14 protein-coding genes are annotated in these 20,484 nt (G+C 62.9%); 3 read left to right on the plus strand and 11 right to left on the minus strand.

The window, feature by feature from the left end:
* The 11 genes from NL123_RS00625 to tssA form a co-directional block, all read right to left on the minus strand.
* Positions 1-4,428, minus strand: a complete 4,428-nt coding sequence (locus tag NL123_RS00625; RefSeq protein WP_494357045.1) for an RHS repeat-associated core domain-containing protein — start codon at positions 4,426-4,428, stop codon at positions 1-3.
* 12 nt (positions 4,429-4,440) lie between these two features.
* Positions 4,441-4,875 carry a DcrB-related protein gene (locus NL123_RS00630; protein ID WP_071488101.1) on the minus strand — a complete coding sequence of 145 codons (435 nt, stop codon included), beginning with the start codon at positions 4,873-4,875 and terminating at the stop codon, positions 4,441-4,443.
* 14 nt (positions 4,876-4,889) lie between these two features.
* A complete protein-coding gene (locus NL123_RS00635) occupies positions 4,890-6,830 on the minus strand; it encodes a type VI secretion system Vgr family protein (protein WP_494357046.1) in 1,941 nt (646 codons plus the stop codon).
* Positions 6,831-6,986: 156 nt separating this feature from the next.
* On the minus strand, positions 6,987-9,644 hold the full coding sequence (tssH, locus tag NL123_RS00640) for a type VI secretion system ATPase TssH (RefSeq protein WP_248485376.1): 2,658 nt from the start codon (positions 9,642-9,644) through the stop codon (positions 6,987-6,989).
* A complete protein-coding gene (gene tssG / locus NL123_RS00645) occupies positions 9,637-10,680 on the minus strand; it encodes a type VI secretion system baseplate subunit TssG (protein ID WP_058424270.1) in 1,044 nt (347 codons plus the stop codon). Before tssG ends, tssH begins: the two co-directional genes overlap by 8 nt.
* Positions 10,644-12,503, minus strand: a complete 1,860-nt coding sequence (tssF, locus tag NL123_RS00650) for a type VI secretion system baseplate subunit TssF (RefSeq protein ID WP_248485374.1) — start codon at positions 12,501-12,503, stop codon at positions 10,644-10,646. The genes tssG and tssF overlap by 37 nt, the downstream gene beginning before the upstream one ends.
* Positions 12,500-13,015, minus strand: a complete 516-nt coding sequence (tssE, locus tag NL123_RS00655; protein ID WP_058424463.1) for a type VI secretion system baseplate subunit TssE — start codon at positions 13,013-13,015, stop codon at positions 12,500-12,502. Before tssE ends, tssF begins: the two co-directional genes overlap by 4 nt.
* A 78-nt stretch (positions 13,016-13,093) precedes the next feature.
* Positions 13,094-13,582 carry an Hcp family type VI secretion system effector gene (locus NL123_RS00660; protein ID WP_005792512.1) on the minus strand — a complete coding sequence of 163 codons (489 nt, stop codon included), beginning with the start codon at positions 13,580-13,582 and terminating at the stop codon, positions 13,094-13,096.
* A gap of 171 nt (positions 13,583-13,753) precedes the next feature.
* Positions 13,754-15,253, minus strand: coding sequence for a type VI secretion system contractile sheath large subunit (tssC, locus tag NL123_RS00665; RefSeq protein ID WP_058424268.1), 1,500 nt, complete (start codon positions 15,251-15,253; stop codon positions 13,754-13,756).
* Between the two features lie 2 nt (positions 15,254-15,255).
* On the minus strand, positions 15,256-15,762 hold the full coding sequence (gene tssB / locus NL123_RS00670) for a type VI secretion system contractile sheath small subunit (protein ID WP_010207547.1): 507 nt from the start codon (positions 15,760-15,762) through the stop codon (positions 15,256-15,258).
* Positions 15,763-15,816: 54 nt separating this feature from the next.
* Positions 15,817-16,836 (minus strand): type VI secretion system protein TssA, encoded by a 1,020-nt coding sequence (tssA, locus tag NL123_RS00675; RefSeq protein ID WP_494357047.1) that lies wholly within the window; start codon positions 16,834-16,836, stop codon positions 15,817-15,819.
* A 394-nt stretch (positions 16,837-17,230) separates the two neighbouring features.
* Between tssA and tagH the strand changes: the two genes are divergently transcribed.
* From tagH to tssK, 3 genes are read left to right on the plus strand one after another with little or no spacing between them, the layout of a single operon-like run.
* Entirely contained in the window at positions 17,231-18,565 is a 1,335-nt protein-coding gene (gene tagH, locus NL123_RS00680) for a type VI secretion system-associated FHA domain protein TagH (protein ID WP_494357048.1), read from the plus strand.
* A 52-nt stretch (positions 18,566-18,617) separates the two neighbouring features.
* Entirely contained in the window at positions 18,618-19,127 is a 510-nt protein-coding gene (gene tssJ, locus NL123_RS00685) for a type VI secretion system lipoprotein TssJ (RefSeq protein ID WP_071494635.1), read from the plus strand.
* A gap of 18 nt (positions 19,128-19,145) precedes the next feature.
* The gene (gene tssK / locus NL123_RS00690; RefSeq protein ID WP_494357049.1) at positions 19,146-20,480 is read left to right on the plus strand and encodes a type VI secretion system baseplate subunit TssK; all 1,335 of its coding nucleotides are present in this window, start codon (positions 19,146-19,148) and stop codon (positions 20,478-20,480) included.
* Positions 20,481-20,484 lie beyond the last annotated feature (4 nt).

The following is a 20,484-nucleotide window of genomic DNA, read 5'->3' on the forward strand; positions in this document are numbered from 1 at the left end:
TCAAAAACCTGCAAAGGAGATCAAGTTGCTGCCGGTCGGGTTGCGTGCCGATGGCGCCAGGATTCCATCATAGCCGTTGGCCTTGGCCCAATTGCCGATCTGATGGGTCTCGGTGTACTTCGAGCCGGTGATGCTTTTAAGGCTGACCCCTAGCTGTTTGCGCACATCGGCGCGGGTCAGATCCAGGACATTATTGAGCTGCACTTTCTTGCTGACCAACACCCGTTTGGACAGGTCGACCTTCCAGTGCGTGACCTCGCCCAGCGCGGTTTTCCGTGAGTTCGCGCCATACACCCCGCCGACGCCTTTGGTGGTGTAGCGGTGGGTGGACTCCACATTCCACTTGTGTGCCTGCCAAGTGGTCCCGATGCGCCCCGGTTCCTCGAACCGATACACGGTGCGACTGACCTTGCGCCCCTTGGGTGGGCTGGAGCATTTCATCAGGCCCAACGGGTCAATCCAGCTCAGCGGGTTGGGCGCATATTGGTAGAGATTCAGGCCGCCGGCCAGACCGATGGGATCGGGTGTGGTGAAGCGCCCGATATCCGGGTCATAAAAGCGCAGAGTGTTGTAGTGCAGCCCCGTTTCCCGGTCCAGATACTGGCCCTGGAAACGCAGGTTCTGTTCTTCGATGAAGTAGGGTTCTCGGCTTTCCTCGACGGTATTGCCCCAGACTTCATAGCGCGCTTGCCACACCGTATGGCCGTCGCTCTCGGTGAGGCGTTCGGGCAATCCGTTGAGGTCGTTGTGGTAGTAGCGGATTTTTTGCAGGTGACCCATGCCGTCGACACGGGCCAGTGGTTCGTAGCCCTCGTCGGCATAGATATAGAGGCTGGTCTGCTGACTGCAGTGCTCCTGCACGAGTTGCAACGCGTCCCAAGTGAAACGTGTCTGGCTGCGCTGCACACCGTTGCAGTCGTAGGTGGTCTTGGCGGTGCGTCGGCCCAGCGGGTCATAGGTCATGACGACCCGGGAGCCGTCATCGTTATGCACCTGTGCCAGCCGTTGCTCCGCGTCGTAGCTGAAGCGCTGGGTGCCGCGCCGAAGGCTGCGCTTTTCAACCATCCGGCCAAAACCGTCATAGCGGTAGTGTTTGTCCTGGTAGGTCAGCAATCGGTTGTGGGCGACCTGTCCTGAGCCATCCAACAGGTTGGCGGCCGGGTCGTAGCGGAAGGCTTCCCGTTGGCCCAAGAGGTTGTCCTGGCTAGCCAGAATGCGGCCGGTGGCGTCGTAATGCAGCAATTGGCGGTGTGCCGCGCCGGGCTGGCTGTCGTAGCGTTCGACCAGTTGGTCGCTGTCGTCATAGCCCAGGCGTGTCTGCGCCGGTGGATGTAACAGTGAATGGTCCGGTTGGCGGCGCTGGCGGGCGCGCAGACGTCCACTGCGGTCATATTCGCAACGCGTGCTGATGCGGCCCTGGGTGCGCAGCACTTCGCGGTGCAGACGGTCGCGCTCGAAGTCACTGATGACCTGCCCATCCAGGTTGACCTGATGCAAGTGCCCGCTACCGTAGCGCAGGCGGTTGAGCCAGCGGCCGTCGGGAAGGCGGGTCTGGGCCAGGTTGCCCAATTCGTCGTAGAGATGCTCCAGGCAACCGGCGGCGCTTTGTTCAAGGGTCAGCTGGCCGAGGGCGTCATAACCGAAGCCCAGGGTTTGCTGCTCGCCGTCGTGGCCTGTAAAGGTGATGGCTGTGACTTGGTCGAGCTGATCGTAGCGGTACGTCGTGCAGCCATCCACGGTGCGCTTGGCGATCATCCGGCCAGCTGCGTCCCGCTCCAGATCATGAATGATGGCGGGCTCGGTGTCGGACGATGCGAGGGTTTCTACCTGTGTGACATTGTCCAGCGGGTCGTACGTGTACCGTTTCCGGCAGCCGTCCAGGCGCTGTTCGAGGGTCAGGCGATCACCGTCGTCCCAGTCGAATCGGTAGCGCTCGCCATTTTCGTTGGTCAGGCTGTGCAGGCGGCCATAGGCGTCGTGGCTCAACTCCACACGGCGGCCATGGGCGTCGATGCGTTGGCGCAACTGGCCGTTCGACGCATGCTCAAAGCGCGTGGTGTGGCCGGCCGGGTCGCTGTAGCCGATCAACTGGCCGCTGGCGTCACGCTGATAATGCTCGTTGCGCCCATCGGGCAACTGCTTGCTGATCAGGCGGCCCTGGTCGTCATACTTGAAGGTGGTGCGTTCCCCGAGCGCGTCGGTACTGGCCAGCAGCAAGCCTCGCTTGCAGTAGCTCAAACGAGTGGTCAGGCCCGTACAGTCGGTGTGCTCGGTCAATTGACCCAGTGGGGACCAGCGCAAGGTCTTGCGCTTGCCGCTGGCGTCGATGATCTCCCTGACCTGGCCGTGTCCGTCATAGTGATAGACCGTGCGGTTGCCCAGCGGGTCGGTTTCGCGAATGCAGTTGCCCCGCGAGTCGTAATGGTACTGCCAGGTATTGCCAGCGGCATCGGTCTCCGCCAGTGGCAGCGCCCAGTGCTCCAGCCACAAGGTCGATTCACTGCGCCCCAGGGGGTCGAGGGTCTCAGTCAGGTTGCCGGCATCGTCGTAGCTGAACTGATAATGCCCACCGAGAGGGTCGGTTGCGCCCAGTAGTTGGCTTTCATCATTCCACCGGAAGGCCCAGGTTCGCCCCAGTGCATCGGTGGACGCGATGATCTGGTGTCGCTCATCCCAGTGTCGAATGCTGACACGCGCCAGCCCGTCGGTGATACGGGTGATGCCGGTGTCCAGCGCATAGTCGAATGTGTAGGTGTCCCCGGCCTCCGTCCAATGCCGCACAACACGCCATTCACGGTCGTCAACCCTGGCCCACTGATAGAAGCAACGCAGGCCGCTGGGCAGTTGATGCTCGACCATGCGCTGCCCGGCATCATAGGCAAAACGGCGCTTCACGTGCCCGTCGGACTGGCGTACAGCGGCCAGGTCGCCACGGACGTCGTAGGCGTAATGCATCAGTACTTCACGGTGGTGGTCGGGATACAGCCGTTCGATCCGGCTGACGCGCCGGGGCCAAGTGCTGTCGTAGGTCAGCTCGACCCTGACCAGGTCAAAGGTGTCACGCAGGCCCAGCAGGCGACCATCGTCGGCATAGTCGAGGTGGATTCGGTTGTCGTTGCGATCTCCCAGTTGGCTCAGGCGTAGCAACGATGCGTCCTGTGGCGCCGGATCGAATAGCCGGTACAAGCCGTCTGCGCTTTCGATCAGCCACTGGCCGTTCAAGTGACGCTTGACGCTGAGGCCTTCGCCAGCGCTGAACACGGCACCGCCCAAAGGGATCGAACCCATGTCGATACGTCGACCCTGCTCGTCGATGTACAACGCGTAGTCGCCCCCTTCAGTGTGAGGCAGCAGCTGCACGCTGACTTCATAGGGCACACTCCAGCCGGCACCAAACAAGCCATCGCGGCGTTCATCTCGGCTGTTGTAGAAACGCTGCCAGTCGATGGGCATGATTCCGGGCAAGGCGAAATCCAGCTCCTCGGGACCGCCCAGCACCTTGGCCCCCGTGCTCGCGTGCACCGGGTTGGAAGAGCCCATGGCGGCGTTGGCCAGTGCGCCCATGGCCTGACTGACCACAAACGAATTGACGCCTGCCAGCAGCATGCAGGGAAGGTTGCTGAGGAACTTGCCTTTACCCCCCTTGAGCATCATCAGTGCGGTGACGGCCAGGCCAACCCCCGGCGTCTTGCCGCTGCGGATCTCGCGCACCACGACTGAGCCGCCGCCGATAGTCACATTGGGCGAAATCAGCCCCGACGACACCACGGTGGCATCGCAGGTGCTGCGGTCACCGCTGCGTACCGCCGGTTGACCGTTGACCGTGACCTTTTCCGAGCCTTCGGCCAGAAACTGCGGCGGCATCGGCGGGTGTTTTGTGCAGGTCACCACGTCCAGCGGTTTAGGGACTGCACCTGGCGCTGGCGTGGCGACGGTGGGGCGCCACATTTGCGCAAAGAATCCTTTGGCCATGTCCAGGTAGCCGGGCTCTTCGCTCTGTTCCGGTGCTGGCGGCGTTTCGGTTTCGGTGCCCGCAGGTGCAACGTGGGAGGGCACGACGCCGGCCGCGCGCGCAGCGGGCAAGGCGTTGATCAGTGTGTCGGTGGACCCGCTAAGGATCGTGGCCATGACCGAGGGAGGGAACAGCGCGTTGCCGATTCCTTCGCACATGGCGCTCAACCCCTTGTCGGCCCCGGTCTTGCTCATGGCGATGCCGACGATGACGCCGACGACCGCGCCCAGCACGCAGGCCCCCAGTCCACCGGTCGCGACGGTAATGCCGGTAGCCGCCACCACCGCAGCGGTCGCCAATGCAGTAATCGCCACATTGGCCGCCACCTCCAGTACGCCGCCGAGGATGTCCGCCATGACAGAGGTGTGGGACAGCCCATCGCCCAGGCGCGCAGCCCAGAGCAGTGCGTCAGACATGCAAAGGCCGCTTCACTGGGGGACGTCGAACACGAGCGAGCCCTTGATCGTCGACCAATGCGCCGCCTCGGCATCCCCGAGCTTGTCGGCTTTCACGTAACTCAAGGCAAGCATCTTGCGCGTACCCGGTAGCACTAGCGCCAGTTGATACTGGAACACCTTGTCATTGCCCTTGTTGAACTGGCTGCGCAGCTCAATGCCTTCGACCTCTTGCGCGGCGCCCAGGCGCACATCAACGCCCGGCTGATAACGCAGATCCTGTACCTGTTTTTCCAGGCGCTGGAGCTGGTCATTGAAGTTGCTGTGCAGGGTTTCACCCTCGGCGAGCAGGCTACGGCTGACGATCAGGGAGGTGCCCAATTCAGGGAACTTGAGGATATTGATCGTCGCGTCCTGCAACTCGCTGGCGGGCAGTTGAAACTGGAATTCGTTGATTCGATACGTCATGAGAACAGGTCTCGTCAGGAGCTTTTAGGCGCGGGGAACGCGGCTTTGATATTGGCGTCGATGGCGGCTTTCTGGCCCTGGCCATCGGGTGTGGCGCCGGGGCCGCCACCGTTGTTCAGGTGCAGCACGCCGCCGGTGTTGAACTCGGCGTCGCCGCTGGCATAGAAGCTGATCTGCACGCCGGTGAGGTTGATCTGTCCGCTGGCGTTCAACTCCAGGATGCTTTCGCCGCACACCAGCCGCAGGTTTTCGCCCACTTCTATGACGTAGCTCTGGCTGATGCTGTCGGTCTTGCGCTGGCCCACCGAGAGGATGTCTTCCTGCTTGACGATGCGCAGGCGGTTGTTGCCGATGGTCACCGTCTCGTTGTGGCCGATGCTCTTGTTGCGGTCATGCCCCACCGAATGGCTCTCATCCACCTCGACCACGATGTCCTGGTTGCGCTCGGCATGGATATATAACTGCTCCAACCCCTTCTTGTCCTCCATGCGGATTTCATTGAAGTTGGCCGGCGTGCCGCCCTTGCTCGAACGGCTTTTCATGCCGCTCTGGGTGGCGTTTTCCGGCAGGTCGTAAGGCACGGTCTGCTCGGCGTTGTACACCCGCCCGGTGATGATCGGTCGGTCGGGATCACCTTCCAGAAAGCTCACAATCACTTCCTGGCCGATCCGTGGAATCTGCATCGAACCCCAGTTCTTGCCGGCCCAGGATTGCGACACGCGAATCCAGCACGAGCTGTTCTCGTTGGATTGGTCGTGGCGGTCCCAGTAGAAGTGCACCTTCACGCGGCCGTATTGGTCAGTCCAGATTTCCTCGCCCTTGGGGCCGACCACCAGCGCGGTTTGCGGGCCTTTGACGATAGGGCGGTGGGTGCTGGCCAACGGGCGGAAGCTCTGCTGGGCGTCGATACACGTGAGGCTGCTTTCAAATTGCGCAGAGCCTGAACCACCGCCGCTTTCCAGGCTTTCCTGGACGATGTAGTAGCGGCAACCGACGATCAGGTATTCGCGGTTCTGGTCCTGGCGGCTGAAGCCGGTGAGGCTGAACAAATGCCCCGAACCCAACCCCCGCGCATTGCCGCTGAACTCGATCTGTTCATGCAGGGTTTGCAGGGCTTCGATGCGCGTGCGCGCGTAATGTTCGCCGTCTGCGCTTTGCACGTAGGTGCCGGGGTAGTCGTACAGCGGGTAGTCGCCGGCGGTGTGCGGGCGCGGCATGGCAGAGCGCACGTCGATGCTGGCGCTGGGGCGCTGGAAGTCGTAGTCGTTGAGCTCCAGTGAACCCGGTTGCACTTCCTGCGCCAGGTGCCAGTTGTGCATGTGGTCGCGTTCGCGCTGCTGTTCGTCCTTGGGGTAATACGGGATCGACGCGTAGCCCGGCACCGTGGTGTGGGCGCCGTAGGCATCGGCCAGCACCAGCACATGGCGGTCTTGCTCGTGGCGGAAGAAGTAGTAGATGCCTTCCTGTTCCATCAAGCGGCTGACGAAATCGAAGCTGGTCTCGCGGTACTGCACGCAGTATTCCCACTCGCGGTACGGCCGGCTCAGGGCGTCTTCGAAGTCGGAAAAGCCCAGGTCGCGGAACACCTGCTTGATGATCTGCGGGATGCTCAGGTTCTGGAAAATCCGGCAATCGGAGGTGCGGCTGAGCAGCCACAGCCACGGACGCAGGGTCACCTGGTAACTGGCGAACTGGCCCTGGTCGATGTTCTGGCTGCACCGCGCGACGATGCCGTGGAAGTGCCGTTCACCGCCGTCCGCCAGTTGCAGGCCCACGCTCATGGGTTTGCCGAGCAACTGGTTGAGGTCGATGTTGGCGTCCAGGGACGTCAGTTGCAGCTCGTAACTGAACAGCCTGCCCAGCTCTTCGCCGCCGCCCATTTCATTGAGCAGCAGCACATCCGGCCCGAGGGGGCTGGTGATCTTGGCCAGGCGTGAGGCTTGGTTGAATAGCATCGGTTAACCCGTAAATGACTTGATAACTGAAGAAACCGAATCAAGTGTGGGAGGGGGCTTGCCCCCGATAGCGGTGTATCAGGTTAGAAATTTCTGGCTGACCCGACGCCATCGGGGGCAAGCCCCCTCCCACAGTTTTAATCACATTTCGACAGGTCAATCGCTGAAGTCGTAGTGCAGCTCGTTATCCCGGCTGCTGATGCGCACACCCGCCAGCGCCTTGCCCTCCAGCATGCGCGTGAGGAACTCACGGCTCATGTCCGGCAGAAGGCTGTTGGTGAGGATGGTATCGATCATGCGCCCGCCGCTTTCGGTTTCGGTGCAGCGCGAGACGATCAGGTCGACCACCGCGTCGTCGTAGTCGAAGGCCACTTTGTGAGTGTTCTCCACACGCTTCTTGATGCGGTTGAGCTGCAGGCGGGTGATCGCCTTGAGCATCTCGTCGCTCAGCGGGTAGTACGGAATGGTCACCAGGCGGCCGAGCAGGGCTGGCGGGAAGATCTCCAGCAGCGGCTGGCGCAGGGCCTTGGCGATTTCTTCCGGCTCAGGGATGTTCGCCGGGTCTTTGCAGACGTGGGAAATCAGCTCGGTGCCGGCGTTGGTGGTCAGCAGGATCAAGGTGTTCTTGAAGTCGATCACCCGGCCTTCGCCGTCTTCCATCACGCCCTTGTCGAACACCTGGAAGAAGATCTCGTGCACGTCCGGGTGGGCTTTTTCCACTTCGTCCAGCAGCACCACGCTGTAGGGCTTGCGCCGCACCGCTTCGGTCAGCACGCCGCCTTCGCCGTAGCCGATGTAACCCGGTGGCGCGCCCTTGAGGGTCGACACCGTGTGCGCCTCTTGGAATTCGCTCATGTTGATGGTGATGACGTTCTGCTCGCCGCCGTACATGGCTTCGGCCAGGGCCAGGGCGGTTTCGGTCTTGCCCACGCCCGAGGTGCCCGCCAGCATGAACACGCCAATCGGCTTGCTCGGGTTGTCGAGGCCGGCGCGGGAGGTCTGGATGCGCTTGGCGATCATCTGCAGGGCGTGGTCCTGGCCGATGATGCGTTTTTTCAGGTGCTGGTCGAGGTTGAGCACCGTCTCCAGCTCATTACGCGCCATGCGCCCCACCGGAATGCCGGTCCAGTCGGCGACCACCGAGGCCACGGCCTGGTAATCCACGGTGGGCAGGATCAGCGGGGTTTCGCCTTGCAGTTCGGTGAGGCGCTGTTGCAGGTCGACCAACTGAGCACGCAACTCATCGTTGCCGCTGTCCACAACGCCTGCTTTTTCGCGCAGCGTTGCACGGGTCGCCAGCAACTCATCGACCAGGGTTTTCTCTTCGGCCCAGCGGCTTTCCAAGGTCGCCAGACGCTCACGCTCAGTATTCAACAGCGCCTCGGTGTTGGTCTGGCGTGCACCAATCGCAATACCGATGGCATGCTCACGCGCAATGATCTGCAACTCGGTTTCCAACGCCTCGATACGACGACGGCTGTCGTCCACTTCCGCCGGCACCGCGTGCAGGCTGATGGCGACGCGGGCGCAGGCGGTGTCCAGCAGGCTCACGGATTTGTCCGGCAACTGGCGCGCCGGGATGTAGCGGTGGGACAGCTTCACCGACGCTTCCAGGGCTTCATCGAGGATCTGCACCTGGTGGTGTTTTTCCATGGTCGAGGCCACGCCGCGCATCATCAGCAGCGCCTTGTCTTCCGACGGTTCGGCGACCTGCACGACCTGGAAGCGGCGAGTAAGGGCCGGGTCTTTCTCGATGTGCTTCTTGTACTCGGCCCAGGTGGTGGCGGCCACGGTGCGCAAGGTGCCACGGGCCAGGGCCGGCTTGAGCAGGTTGGCGGCATCACCTGTTCCGGCGGCGCCACCGGCACCCACCAGGGTGTGGGCTTCGTCGATAAACAGGATGATCGGCTTGGGCGAGGCCTGGACGTCTTCGATAACCTGGCGCAGACGCTGTTCGAACTCGCCTTTCATGCTGGCGCCGGCTTGCAGCAGGCCCACGTCGAGGCTGCGCAGTTCCACGTCTTTCAAGGCTGGCGGCACGTCGCCGGCGACGATGCGCAGGGCGAAGCCTTCGACCACGGCGGTCTTGCCCACGCCGGCTTCACCGGTGAGGATCGGGTTGTTCTGACGGCGGCGCATAAGGATGTCGACCAGTTGGCGGATCTCTTCATCGCGGCCAACAATCGGATCAAGCTTGCCGCTGCGCGCCTGTTCGGTCAGGTCGACAGTGAAGCGCTTGAGCGCTTCCTGCTTGCCCATCGCACTCGGCGCCATCGCGCCGCTGGCTTCGCCCGGCACGGCGCCGGCGTTGAAACCGTCGCTGGCGCTGAGCGCGTTTTCCGGCGAGTCGCCCACGTATTCATCAAAGCGTTCGCTCAGGGCCTCGGCCTTGATCTTGTCGAATTCGGCGGACAAACCCAGCAGCGCGTGACGCAGGCTCGGCGTTTTCAGGATGCCCAGCACCAGGTAACCGGTGCGTACCTGGCTTTCACCGAACATCAGGCTGCCGTAGACCCAGCCGCGTTCTACCGCTTCTTCCACATGGGACGACAGGTCGGTGATCGACGTCGAGCCACGCGGCAGGCGGTCCAGCGCTTCGGTGAGGTCGCGGGCCAGGCGCGCCGGCTCGACGTTGAACTGGCGGATGATGCGGTGCAGGTCCGAGTCCTGCAGTTGCAGCAACTGGTGAAACCAGTGGGCCAGTTCCACATACGGGTTGCCCCGCAGTTTGCAGAACACGGTGGCGGCTTCGATGGCCTTGTAGGCCACGCTGTTGAGTTTGCCGAACAGTGCGGCGCGACTGATTTCACCCATGCTCTGGATTCCTTGAGGTGGTGGCGTGGTCGGCATAGTGCCGGGCCAGGATTAGGTCGTTGGCGTCATGCTCGGGTTTGCCGAGCCAAGTGTTGAAGCCCAGGCGGAACTGGCCGTTGAGTTGCAGCGCCGGGACTTCGGGTTGTTGCAAAACCAGGTTGAGGTCCCAGTCCAGTTCATGGCCCAGGTACTCGGCCACCCACGCCACCAGCTCGTTGAACGGCTGGTGGCCGGGCAGCATGCCCATGTAGTCATCCAGCGTGAGCGGGCCCAGGCGGATACGGAATTTGTGCTGGCGGTCCCACACGAAGCTGCCCAGGCAAAAGTCCACGCCCAGGCGGTTGGCGCTGACGCTCACGCGGCTGCGCTCGGGCAGTTCGAGCCATTGGCCGACGTACTCTTCGATCTCCACCGGCAGGCCGAAGTACTCGCTGAGAATTGCCTTCAAGCCGTCCGGGTAGCGGGTTTGCGCCGACAGGTGGCCGCTGTAATGCAGCTTCGCGGTATCCGGTATCAGCCCCTGATTCAGCAGGCTCGGCATGCCCCGGCCGCTCAGCGCGGCGAGGCGTGCCGACCAGTAGTCATCGTCCGGGCGGTCGTGGCTGACCGTCGGCCGCGCCTCGGCCCAGGCCCGGTAGAACAGGCTCAGCAGGCGATGGTGGAACACATCCAGGAACTGCTTGCTGGTGCTGTCGGCGTTGTTGCGCTGACGCTCGCGCACGTACTCGGTGATGTGCAGCGGCAGGGGGCCGTTGGGGCCGCCAAGGCCGAAGAAGAACTGCTCCAGGCGCGCCGGCTTGCCGTCGCCGCCGGGGTCGACCGAGGCCAGCGTGGCCGGAGCAAACGTGCAATCGGCCTGCTGCCCCAGGCGCAGGGGGTCATCCGCCAGGCGCAGGGAATGGCCCAGACGCGGCAGCTCCGGCGATTCGCACTCGATACGCCGCAGCGCCTGGAAGAAATCGTATTCCCAGGGCTCCTGGTGCATCGCATCCAGGGTACTCACAGGGTCGGACGACGTCCGGGCTTGGCTTTCCATCGCATGATCTCGCCGCGTTCGGTGGTACGGATCACCGTCTCGGTAAAACTGTTGATCGACACGTAGCGTGCCAGGAAGCGCTCCAATACCGCACCGAGCAGGAACACGCCGGTGCCGCGAAACGCGTTTTCATCGAACTCCAGGGTGATCTCCAGGCCCCGGCCGAACACGATCGGGCCGGGCATCGGCAGGCGTCGGGTCACGGCTTTGCTGCTGACGTCGCGCAGGCCTTCGATCTGCAATTGCAGCGCGGCGTCATTGCTGTCGCCGTACAGGCGCAGCAGTTCGCGCAAGGCGCCGGCGCCCTGGCCCTGTTCGCTCAGGGACAAATAGTTGAGCGAGAGCTGGCTGATCAGGCGCCAGGCCTTGGCGTCATGCGCGTGGCTGGGGCGCGGGCGGCTGGGGCCTGCCACGCAGCGCACCGACAATACCGGCGCGCTGTCGGCCAGGGTGAAGTCGGTCTTGCCGTTGCCCACGCTCATGAACAACGGCAGATCGCGGTTGGTGCACAGCGCGGTCACGCCGAGCTGGCGCAGGTCGTGGCGATAGGGTGACTGCCGGCTGTCTACCAGGCTGACGAAGGTTTCGCTGCCCACATAGGTGGAGCGCGGGCCGTTGCGACGTTGGTCGCTGGACAGCACACGCGGCTCGCGGCGCACGGTGTAATACGCCTGGTCACGGCCATAACGCGACGGATCGCGCACGGCGTAGAACGGCAAAAACGGCTGCTCCGGCCCTGTGCCGTGGCCGGTGATGCCGCTCAAGGAGTGAATCTCGAAATCCATCGGCCGCGTGCGGTCGGCGATCACATGGTGCTCGTTGACCCGGTCGGACAAGTGGATCCGGTCCACGCGCTTGGGAAACAGGTTGATTGCCGGGGTACAGAACGGCAGGAACTGCGCCGCGCCGACGCTGCCTTCCAGGCTCGGTTCGTGGCGGTCGAACAGCACGATCAGTTCCAGCTCCTGGCCGTCACAACGCTTGACCGCACGGCTCAGCTCGGCGAACTCGACGAACAGGAAGCGGTGGGGCAGGGCGAAGTATTCCTGCAGCAGGCGATAGCCCTGGAACGCCCGCGCCACCACCGGCATGGCCGCGTCGGCGTCGTCGAAACCACGGGAACGCAACGCGTCCTGCGGTAGGCGCTCGACCCAATCGCCACCCGGCTTGCGCGCAAACACCGCGCAGGCGTTGCCCAGCAGTTGCTCGTAGAGGCGGAACGGTTGTTCGTCGGCGCCACTGAGGTACAGCGGCAGATTATCCAGGTCGAGGCTGTTGAACGGCAGCTCGGCACCGGTGCGCAGGGTCAGGCGCAGGCCGGCCTTGGCTTTCGGCTCGCTGGCGGCCAGGCGGCCCAACACAGCGGCGGGGTTGCCGAAGTACTCGGCGTTGCTCACCTGCAACGGCCACAATGTCACCGGGTGCGCGGTGCGGTACTCGCAGCAGGTCTGGGTTTCGCGGCCCAGCGCAGCGCGCAATACGGTGTCGCGAGGCAGCGGGAAACCACTGGCCAGCGAGCCTTCGTCCGGGTCGGTCTGCAACTGCACCACCGTCATCGACGGTGTCGGTGCCAGGTAGTGCGGGTAGGCGATTTCCAGCAGGTTGTGGGTGAAGGTCGGGTACTCGGCGTCGAGCTTGAGCTGCACGCGGGCCGTGAGGTAGGCAAAGCCTTCGAGCAAGCGTTCGACGTACGGGTCGGCGCAGTCCATACCGGACAGGGTCAGCCGACTGGCGATCTTCGGGTATTCCTTGGCGAATTCCGCGGCGCTTTCGCGCACGTGGTGCAGTTCCTGGTTGTACAGCTCCAGCAGGCGCGGGTTCATGGGCGCCTCCGCTGGTCGGCATTCACCACGCGTACGTGGCCGGATTCCAGGTCGAGGTCGGTTTGCAGCAACAGGCGCAACGGCACCGGCTGGGCCCACAGGTCGCCTTCGATCTCGAAACTCAGGGCGTTGTGGTTCATCTCGCCATGGCCGACACGGGCTTTGACACGCAGGGTGTGGCGCAGAATGCGCGGCTCAAAGGTGGCGATGGCCTGGTAGATCAGGGCTTCCAGCGCCTTGATATCCACGCTGGAAACACTGTTGCCCGCCAGCGCCGGCAGGCCGTAATTGACCACCGAGGTGCCGGCCGGGGTGTGCAGCGTGGCATCGGCATCGAGCAACGACGTGGTGTTGAGCAGCCACGCCAGGTCACGCAGTACCGAGGCTTTCAATTGGGTCAGGGACAGCACGCGTTTGTCGGCGCTTTCCTTGGGGTTGGTTGGATCGTCGTCCGTCAGCCGGTCCAACAGGGACGGTTGCAGACGGTCGCGGGAAGCGATTTCAGTGATCACCAAAGCAGCTCCACGGACGGGTTGCGAGAGGGACAGAGGACGTATGGCCGTGGCGCGATGCCACGGCCATAAAGGCTATCAGCGCTTGGTGTTGGAACGGATGTTCCAGCCAAACTTGATCGCGCCGCCGTCTTTGGTGCCGTCGGCTTTCTGCGGCTGGTAGTCGACCATCACTTGGGCGAAGTTCAGGGTCACGTTCTCGGTCAGGCGGTCATCGGTGCCCGAACCGCCGGTGCTCAGCGAGGTGACCAGCACTTCCTCCAGGTTGATCACCATGTACTCGACCTGGCTTTCGCCACCGGCCTTGCGCACGGTCAGCTTGACCTTGTCGATGTGCTTGCCGCTGGCGCAGTGCATCATCAGGTTCGGCGAAGCCTTGTCGACGTATTTGGTCAGCGACAGGTCCTGGATATTCACCTTGCCCGCGCCGCCACCGCCGCCCACGTGCATGTTGCCGGACTGGGCCATGCCCCAGCTCCAGTTCAGCACGTCGATTTCGTCCTTGTGGGCCTTGTCCATGGACTCGCCCTTGATGTCGCCGATCTTGATGAAAATATCAACAGCCATGTTTTCTCCCTGTGTGGCGTGGGCCACTGAATTTGATTAACTCCAAATGGGCAGTGCTTTTGTGTGGGAGGGGACTTGCCCCCGATGCAGGCACCTCGGTGTGTCAGTTACACCCCGGTGATGCCATCGGGGGCAAGCCCCCTCCCACAGAAGAGCTAGCTCATCGGTGGTTTACGCGCTTTTCGCCGAAGGCAGCTTGGATACCAGGCGCAGCGACACCGTCAGCCCTTCGAGCTGGTAGTGCGGGCGCAGGTAGAACTTGGAGTTGTAGTACCCCGGGTTGCCTTCGACTTCTTCCACGATCACCTCGGCGGCAGCCAATGGGTGCTGGGCCTTGGTGGTTTCGGTGGAGTGCGCCGGGTCACCGTCCACGTAGTTGAGGATCCAGTCCTGCAACCAGCGCTGCATCTCGTCCTTCTCTTTGAAAGAACCGATCTTGTCGCGCACGATGCACTTCAAGTAGTGAGCGAAACGGCAGGTGGCGAACAGGTACGGCAGGCGCGCGGCCAGGTTGGCGTTGGCGGTGGCGTCCGGGTCATCGTATTCGGCCGGTTTCTGCAACGACTGCGCACCAATGAACGCGGCGAAGTCGGTGTTTTTCTTGTGCAGCAGCGGCATGAAACCGTTTTTCGCCAGTTCCGCTTCACGGCGGTCGCTGATGGCGATTTCGGTCGGGCACTTCATGTCCACGCCACCGTCATCGGTCGGGAACGTGTGGGCCGGCAGGTTTTCCACTTCACCGCCAGACTCGATGCCACGGATGCGCGAGCACCAGCCGTAGTGCTTGAACGAACGGTTGATGTTCACCGCCATCGCGTACGCGGCGTTGGCCCAGGTGTACTTGGAACTGTCGGCACCGTCGGTGTTTTCTTCGAAGGCGAAGGCCTCCACCGGGTCGGTCTTGGCACCGTACGGCAGGCGCGCCAGGAAGCGCGGCATGGTCAGGCCGATGTAGCGCGAGTCTTCCGATTCACGCAGCGAACGCCAGCCGGCGTATTCCGGGGTGGTGAAGATCTTGGTCAGGTCGCGCGGGTTCGACAGCTCTTGCCACGAGCCCATGCCCATCACGGTCGGCGAGGCCGCAGCGATGAACGGGGAGTGCATGGCGGCGCAGACTTTGGACAGCTCGCCCAGCAGTTCCACGTCGGGTGGCGACTGGTCGAAGTAGTAGTCGCCCACCAGGCAGCCGTAGGGTTCGCCGCCGAACTGGCCGTATTCTTCTTCGTACATCTTCTTGAAGATCGGGCTCTGGTCCCATGCGGTGCCCTTGAATTTCTTCAGGGTCTTGTGCAGGTCCGGCTTGGAGATGTTGAGCACGCGGATCTTGAGCTGCTCATCGCTCTCGGTGTTGTTGACCAGGTAGTGCAGGCCACGCCAGGCGCTTTCCAGCTGTTGGAAATCCGGGTGGTGGATGATCTGGTTGACCTGGGCGGTCAGCTTGGCGTCGATGGCAGCGATGATCGATTCGATCGACTTGATCGCGTCATTGGACACCAGGTCGGTTTGGGCCAGGGCCTGTTCGGCCAGGGTGCGCACGGCAGTTTCCACGGCTTCGCGGGCGCGCTCGGTCTTGGGCTTGAACTCTTGCAGCAGCAGGTTGGCGAACTCGCTGGCTTCTTCGGTCTGGGTGCCCAGGATCTGGGAGCCTTCGCGGGCGGTATTGTCAGTCATGATTACTGGTCCCCTGCAGGCTTAGGCGCGCTGGCAAGTGCTTGCAGCAGTGCCGGGTCCTTGATCGCCTTCATGATGATTTCTTCAGCGCCAGTCTTGCCGTCCATGTAGGTCAGCAGGTTGGCCAGCTGGGTGCGGGCTTCGAGCAGTTGGTTCAGCGAGTCGACCTTGCGGGCCACGGCGGCCGGGCTGAAGTCGTCCATGCTTTCGAAGGTGATGTCCAGGCTCAGGTTGCCTTCGCCGGTCAGCTCGTTGGGGACGTGGAAAGCCACGCGCGGCTGCATGGCCTTGAGGCGCGAGTCGAAGTTGTCGACGTCCACTTCAAGGAACTTGCGGTCGGCCACCGGCGCCAACGGCTCGGCAGGCTTGCCGGCGAGGTCGGCCATCACGCCCATTACGAAGGGCAGCTGGACCTTTTTCTCGGCGCCGTAGAGCTCGACGTCGTACTCGATCTGCACTCGAGGCGCACGGTTGCGCGCGATGAATTTCTGAGAACTTTGCTTCGCCACGTTGCTGCTCCTGGTCGCTTGAGCGACGGTGTTGTTACTGCACAGTCGGATGGCTTACTCGCCGTCCGGCCCGCGCAGGTTTTCAAATTGGGACATGCCGTCGGGAATCAGATTGCGCACGATGGCCGCAAAGTCGGCATGCACCAGATTCTTTGCCCGGTTCAACAGTACCGGCAGCGGGCTCGAAGGCTCGTGCCGGGTGTAGTACGCAAGGATCTTGTCGAGGCTGCGCAGCACATCGTCGCGGCTGGCGATATCGCCAACGGGACGCGGTGCTGCGGGGGCGGCGGCGAAGTCGGCCGAGGGGGCATTGTCGTCACTGACGGCCTCGGGTTCGCTGCTGCCGGCGGCGCCGGGCACCGCTTGGTTGAGTATCTGCAACGCCTGCTTGAGCGGTTGCTTCAAGGCACTGAGGTCCACGCCCTGGGCGGAACCGACCTGATCGTTGACCTGTTGTTCGATGGCTTCGCACGCCGCACGCGCCGCGATCAGCGCGTCGCGGGTGGCCTGTATCTGCTCGGGGTCGCTGTCGAGGAACGCCGCGTTGAGCTGCTGCGCGCCGAGTTGTTCATCGGGGAAGCTCAACAGGCCACTGGCGTTGAGCGCGGCGCGCAGGCTCACGGGGCCGAAGGTGCGCGAGCGCGTGAGGATGCTTTCGCGCAGCAGGCGGATGTTGGTGTCGCAGGTCAGGCCGGTGAGGGCGTTGATGCGTACGGTGGGGTCGTTAGCGTCGTCGGCGTCCAGGCGCGGGTGCAGGTCGGACCAGTAATCACGCAGCAACGCATCGATCAGCGTCAGCGCTTCGGCCAGGCCGGCCACGCCTTGGAGGGCGAGGGCGCTTTGCAGCAGGAAATGGGTGATGCGCAGGTCTTTGCTGCGCGCGAGCAAGTCGAGGCTTTGCTGCTGGATGCTGCGCCATTCCGGCGGTTCAGCGGGCAGGATCGAGTCGCCCATGCTGCGCTCGGGTTGGCCCTTGGCATCACGCTCCAATTGCAGAAATTGCGCGTCATATTCCATGTCTTCGCCACAGGGCGAAGTCGCGGAAACGGCGGTGAGCAGCAACGGCACATCCACTGAATTTGATCTCCCTATCAGCCCGTTAGATGGCGGGCAATTCATGCATTAGTTGCGCAAGGAACTTTGCATGTTTTCTTGGTCATATAAGCAAGACGCCACTAATGTGCCATCACTGGTATTCAAGAAGTTGTGCATTTTTGGTGTAGTACTTATGCCTTGTCAAGGTAAGCTATTCGCCCTCTGTGACAGATGTGCGGTGCTTAACAACCTGCGCGACTAGTGGGTCGAACGACGTACCGGGACAGGATTTTTGTCATAGAGCCCAGTTAAGATCAGCGATCATGCTGGTATTGGCAGGTTTTGGACGGTCGATTGCTCGACCTGATGGGGATATCCCGGGAAGCGCTGTCCCGGGAATCGACCGCGCGCGAAGTATCAGCAAGGAGGCAAGATGTCGCTGTGTTTGACTATCACTAGTTATCACAAGATTACCCCTGGGCAGTGCTCCGAAAAGTCCATGAATCAGGGTTCGATGGCTATTGGCCGCAGCTCGGATAATGACTGGGTATTGCCTGATCCTGAGCGTCTGGTCTCCTCGCAGCACTGCGTTATTCAATACAAAGATGGCCGTTATTATTTAACCGATAACAGTACCAACGGCGTGGAGTTGGTTAACGCCGGTATTCGTTTGCGTAGAGGTAACAGCGAGCTGTTGCAGGATGGCGAGCTGATCCGCATCGGCGATTACGAGATCCAGGCGCGTATCGATTTCAACGTACAGGCCGTCGACAGCCAGCCGTTTGCCGGCGAGGCGCCGAACAGTTTCGAAGCGCTGATGGGTGCCGTGTCGAATAAGCCCGTGCCTGTTTCCACCCCTGTGATCGCGCCGCAGTTCCAGGGCGCTTCATCGATGGACACGCTGCCGGACCTGTTCGACTTCCTCAGCCCCACCGCCGTACCGCCACCGACCGTGCCGGACCACGTGCCTTCCGAGCAACATGACTTCCGTCCGCCGACGCCAGTGGCCGCGCCGGTAGTGGCACCGCCGGTGGTGTCGGGCGCGGTGATTCCCGAAGACTGGGACCTGTTTGGTGACACGCCAGCACCCGTCGTCAGCGCTGCGCCGCCACCTGCGCCGCCGCCGGTCATCCAGCCGCCCCCCGTGGTCGAGCCCCCGCCCCCCGTGGCCGACAGCCAGCAACCGGACCTGCTGCAAGCCTTCCTGCGCGGCGCGGGCCTGGATCAACTGCGCCTGGACAAAGCCCAGGCCGAGGCCCAGATGGAAAACATCGGCCGCAGCTACCGTCTGATGGTCGAAGGCCTGATCGACGTGCTGCGGGCCCGTGCCAGCCTCAAGGGCGAGTTTCGCATGCAGCAGACCATGATCCAGCCGGCAGAAAACAATCCGTTGAAATTCGCCCCGAATGCCGACGAAGCGTTACTGCTGCTCCTGCGCCACGGCAACCAGGCGTTTATGGCACCCGACCTCGCCGTGCGCGACAGTTTCAACGACCTGCGTGCCCACCAGTTGGCGGTGATGGCCGGCGTGGAAGCGGCGATCAAGCACCTGCTCAGTCGCTTCGAGCCGGCCCAACTGGAAGAACGCATGGGTAAGCCCGGCGGGCTGTCGAGCATTTTCAATGGCTCGCGCCAGGCCCAGTACTGGCAGCAGTTCACCGAGCTCTACAGCAATATTTCCCGCGAGGCCCAGGAAGATTTCCAGGACCTGTTCGGCCGCGAATTCAGCCGAGCCTACGAAGAACACAGCGCACGACAGCGACGCTGAACCGCAGCACATGGATTTAACGGATAGCAAAGTACGTCATTGAGGACGCAGGATGATTCCCAGGTTTTTACTCGCAGTCGCCACCGTGTTTCTGCTGACGGCGTGTGCCAAAGACGCCGCCAAACCCGAAACAGCCGCCGAGGCCGAAGTGGATACGGCCGCCGTCGAGCTGCACTTTCATGCGATCAGCGGGCTTAACCCCGGTGCCAACGGCCAGGCCGCCCCAGTGCGGGTGCGCATCTTCGAACTGAAAAATGCCGCCACCTTCGCCCGCTCCGATTACTTCGCCCTGGCCGACCGTGCGCAATCCACACTGGGCCTGGACCTGCTGGACCAGGACGAAGTGATGGTGCAACCCGGCGAGCAACTGAGCATCCAGCGCGACCTCGACCCGTCCACGCGCCAGATCGGCTTGCTGGTGGGCTATCGCGAGTTGGACCGTGCGCAATGGCGTACGGTGCTCAACGTGCCCGCGCGCCAGTACACCGAATACCAGATCAGCCTCGATGTGCGTGCCGTGCGCGCCGACGTCGTGGCCACCCCATCCAGCCCTGCCCAATAAGAAGCAATCGGAGCCCCCATGTCCTGGAACAATCGCGTGGTCTGGTCGGAAGGCATGTTCATCGGAACGCAGCACTTCCAGCAGCATGACCGTTACCTGGAAAACCTGATCGATGCCCGCAGCCGCCCGTTGTCTGCAGGCGCCTGGGGGTTTTCCGAGCTGCTGATCGACCAGGGCCTGCTGGCCCAGGGCAAGCTGGCGATCGTATCGGCGCGTGGCCTGTTGCCCGACGGTACGCCGTTCAATATCCCCCAGGATGACCTGGCACCAAGCCCGCTGAACATCGACGACAACCTGCGCGACGGCCTGGTGTACCTGGCCCTGCCGCTCAAGCGCGCCGGCGCCCGCGATACCGTGGATGAAGGCGAAGCCCTGGAGGCTGCGCGTTATGTGAGCCAGGTGCGCGAAGTGCGCGATGACAACGCACCCTTCGAAAACCGCGCCCCGGTGGCCGTGGGTTCCCGCGCCCTGCGCCTGCTCACCGCCCAGGATGGCATCAGCGATTACGCCGCCGTGGGCCTGGTGCGCATCAAGGAAAAACGTGCCGACCGCGCATTGGTGCTCGATGACACCTACATCCCGCCGGTATTGGATGTGGCCGCGAGCAAACCCCTCAGTGCCTTTCGCAGCGAACTGCTCGGCCTGCTGCACCAGCGCGGCGAAGCCCTGGCGGGGCGGGTGGTGGCATCGGGCGCCGGTGGCGCATCGGAGATTGCCGACTTCATGCTGCTGCAACTGGTCAACCGTGCCCAACCGCTGGTCCAGCATTTGAGCCAGTTGAGCCCGTTGCACCCGGAGCGCTTCTTCAGCGAGCTGGTCAGCCTGGCCGGCGAGTTCTCGACCTTCTCCACCTCCGGCCGTCGCCCCCAGGAATACCCGCAGTACCAGCACGACGACCTGGCCCTGAGCTTCGCGCCGGTGATGGCGGCATTGCGCGAAGCGCTGTCGATGCTGATCGACAGCAAGGCCACGCCAATCCCGATTGTCGAGAAAGCCTACGGCGTGCACGTGGCGATGCTGGCCGACAAGACCCTGCTCGACAACGCCAGTTTCATCCTGGTGGTGCGCGCCGATGTGCCCGGCGAAACCCTGCGCGCACGCTTCGGCCAGCAGAGCAAAGTCGGCTCGGTGGAGCACATCCGCGACCTGGTCAACCTGCAACTGCCGGGCATCAGCCTGTTGCCGCTGCCAGTGGCGCCGCGCCAATTGCCGTATCACGCAGGTTCGACCTATTACGAGCTGGATCGCGGTAGCGAGGCCTGGCAACAGTTGGGCAATTCCGGCGGTTTTGCCTTCCATATCGCCGGGCAGTTCCCGGGCTTGAACCTGGCCTTCTGGGCGATCCGAGGATAATCCG

This window comes from Pseudomonas sp. FBCC-B1565, assembly GCF_059133265.1.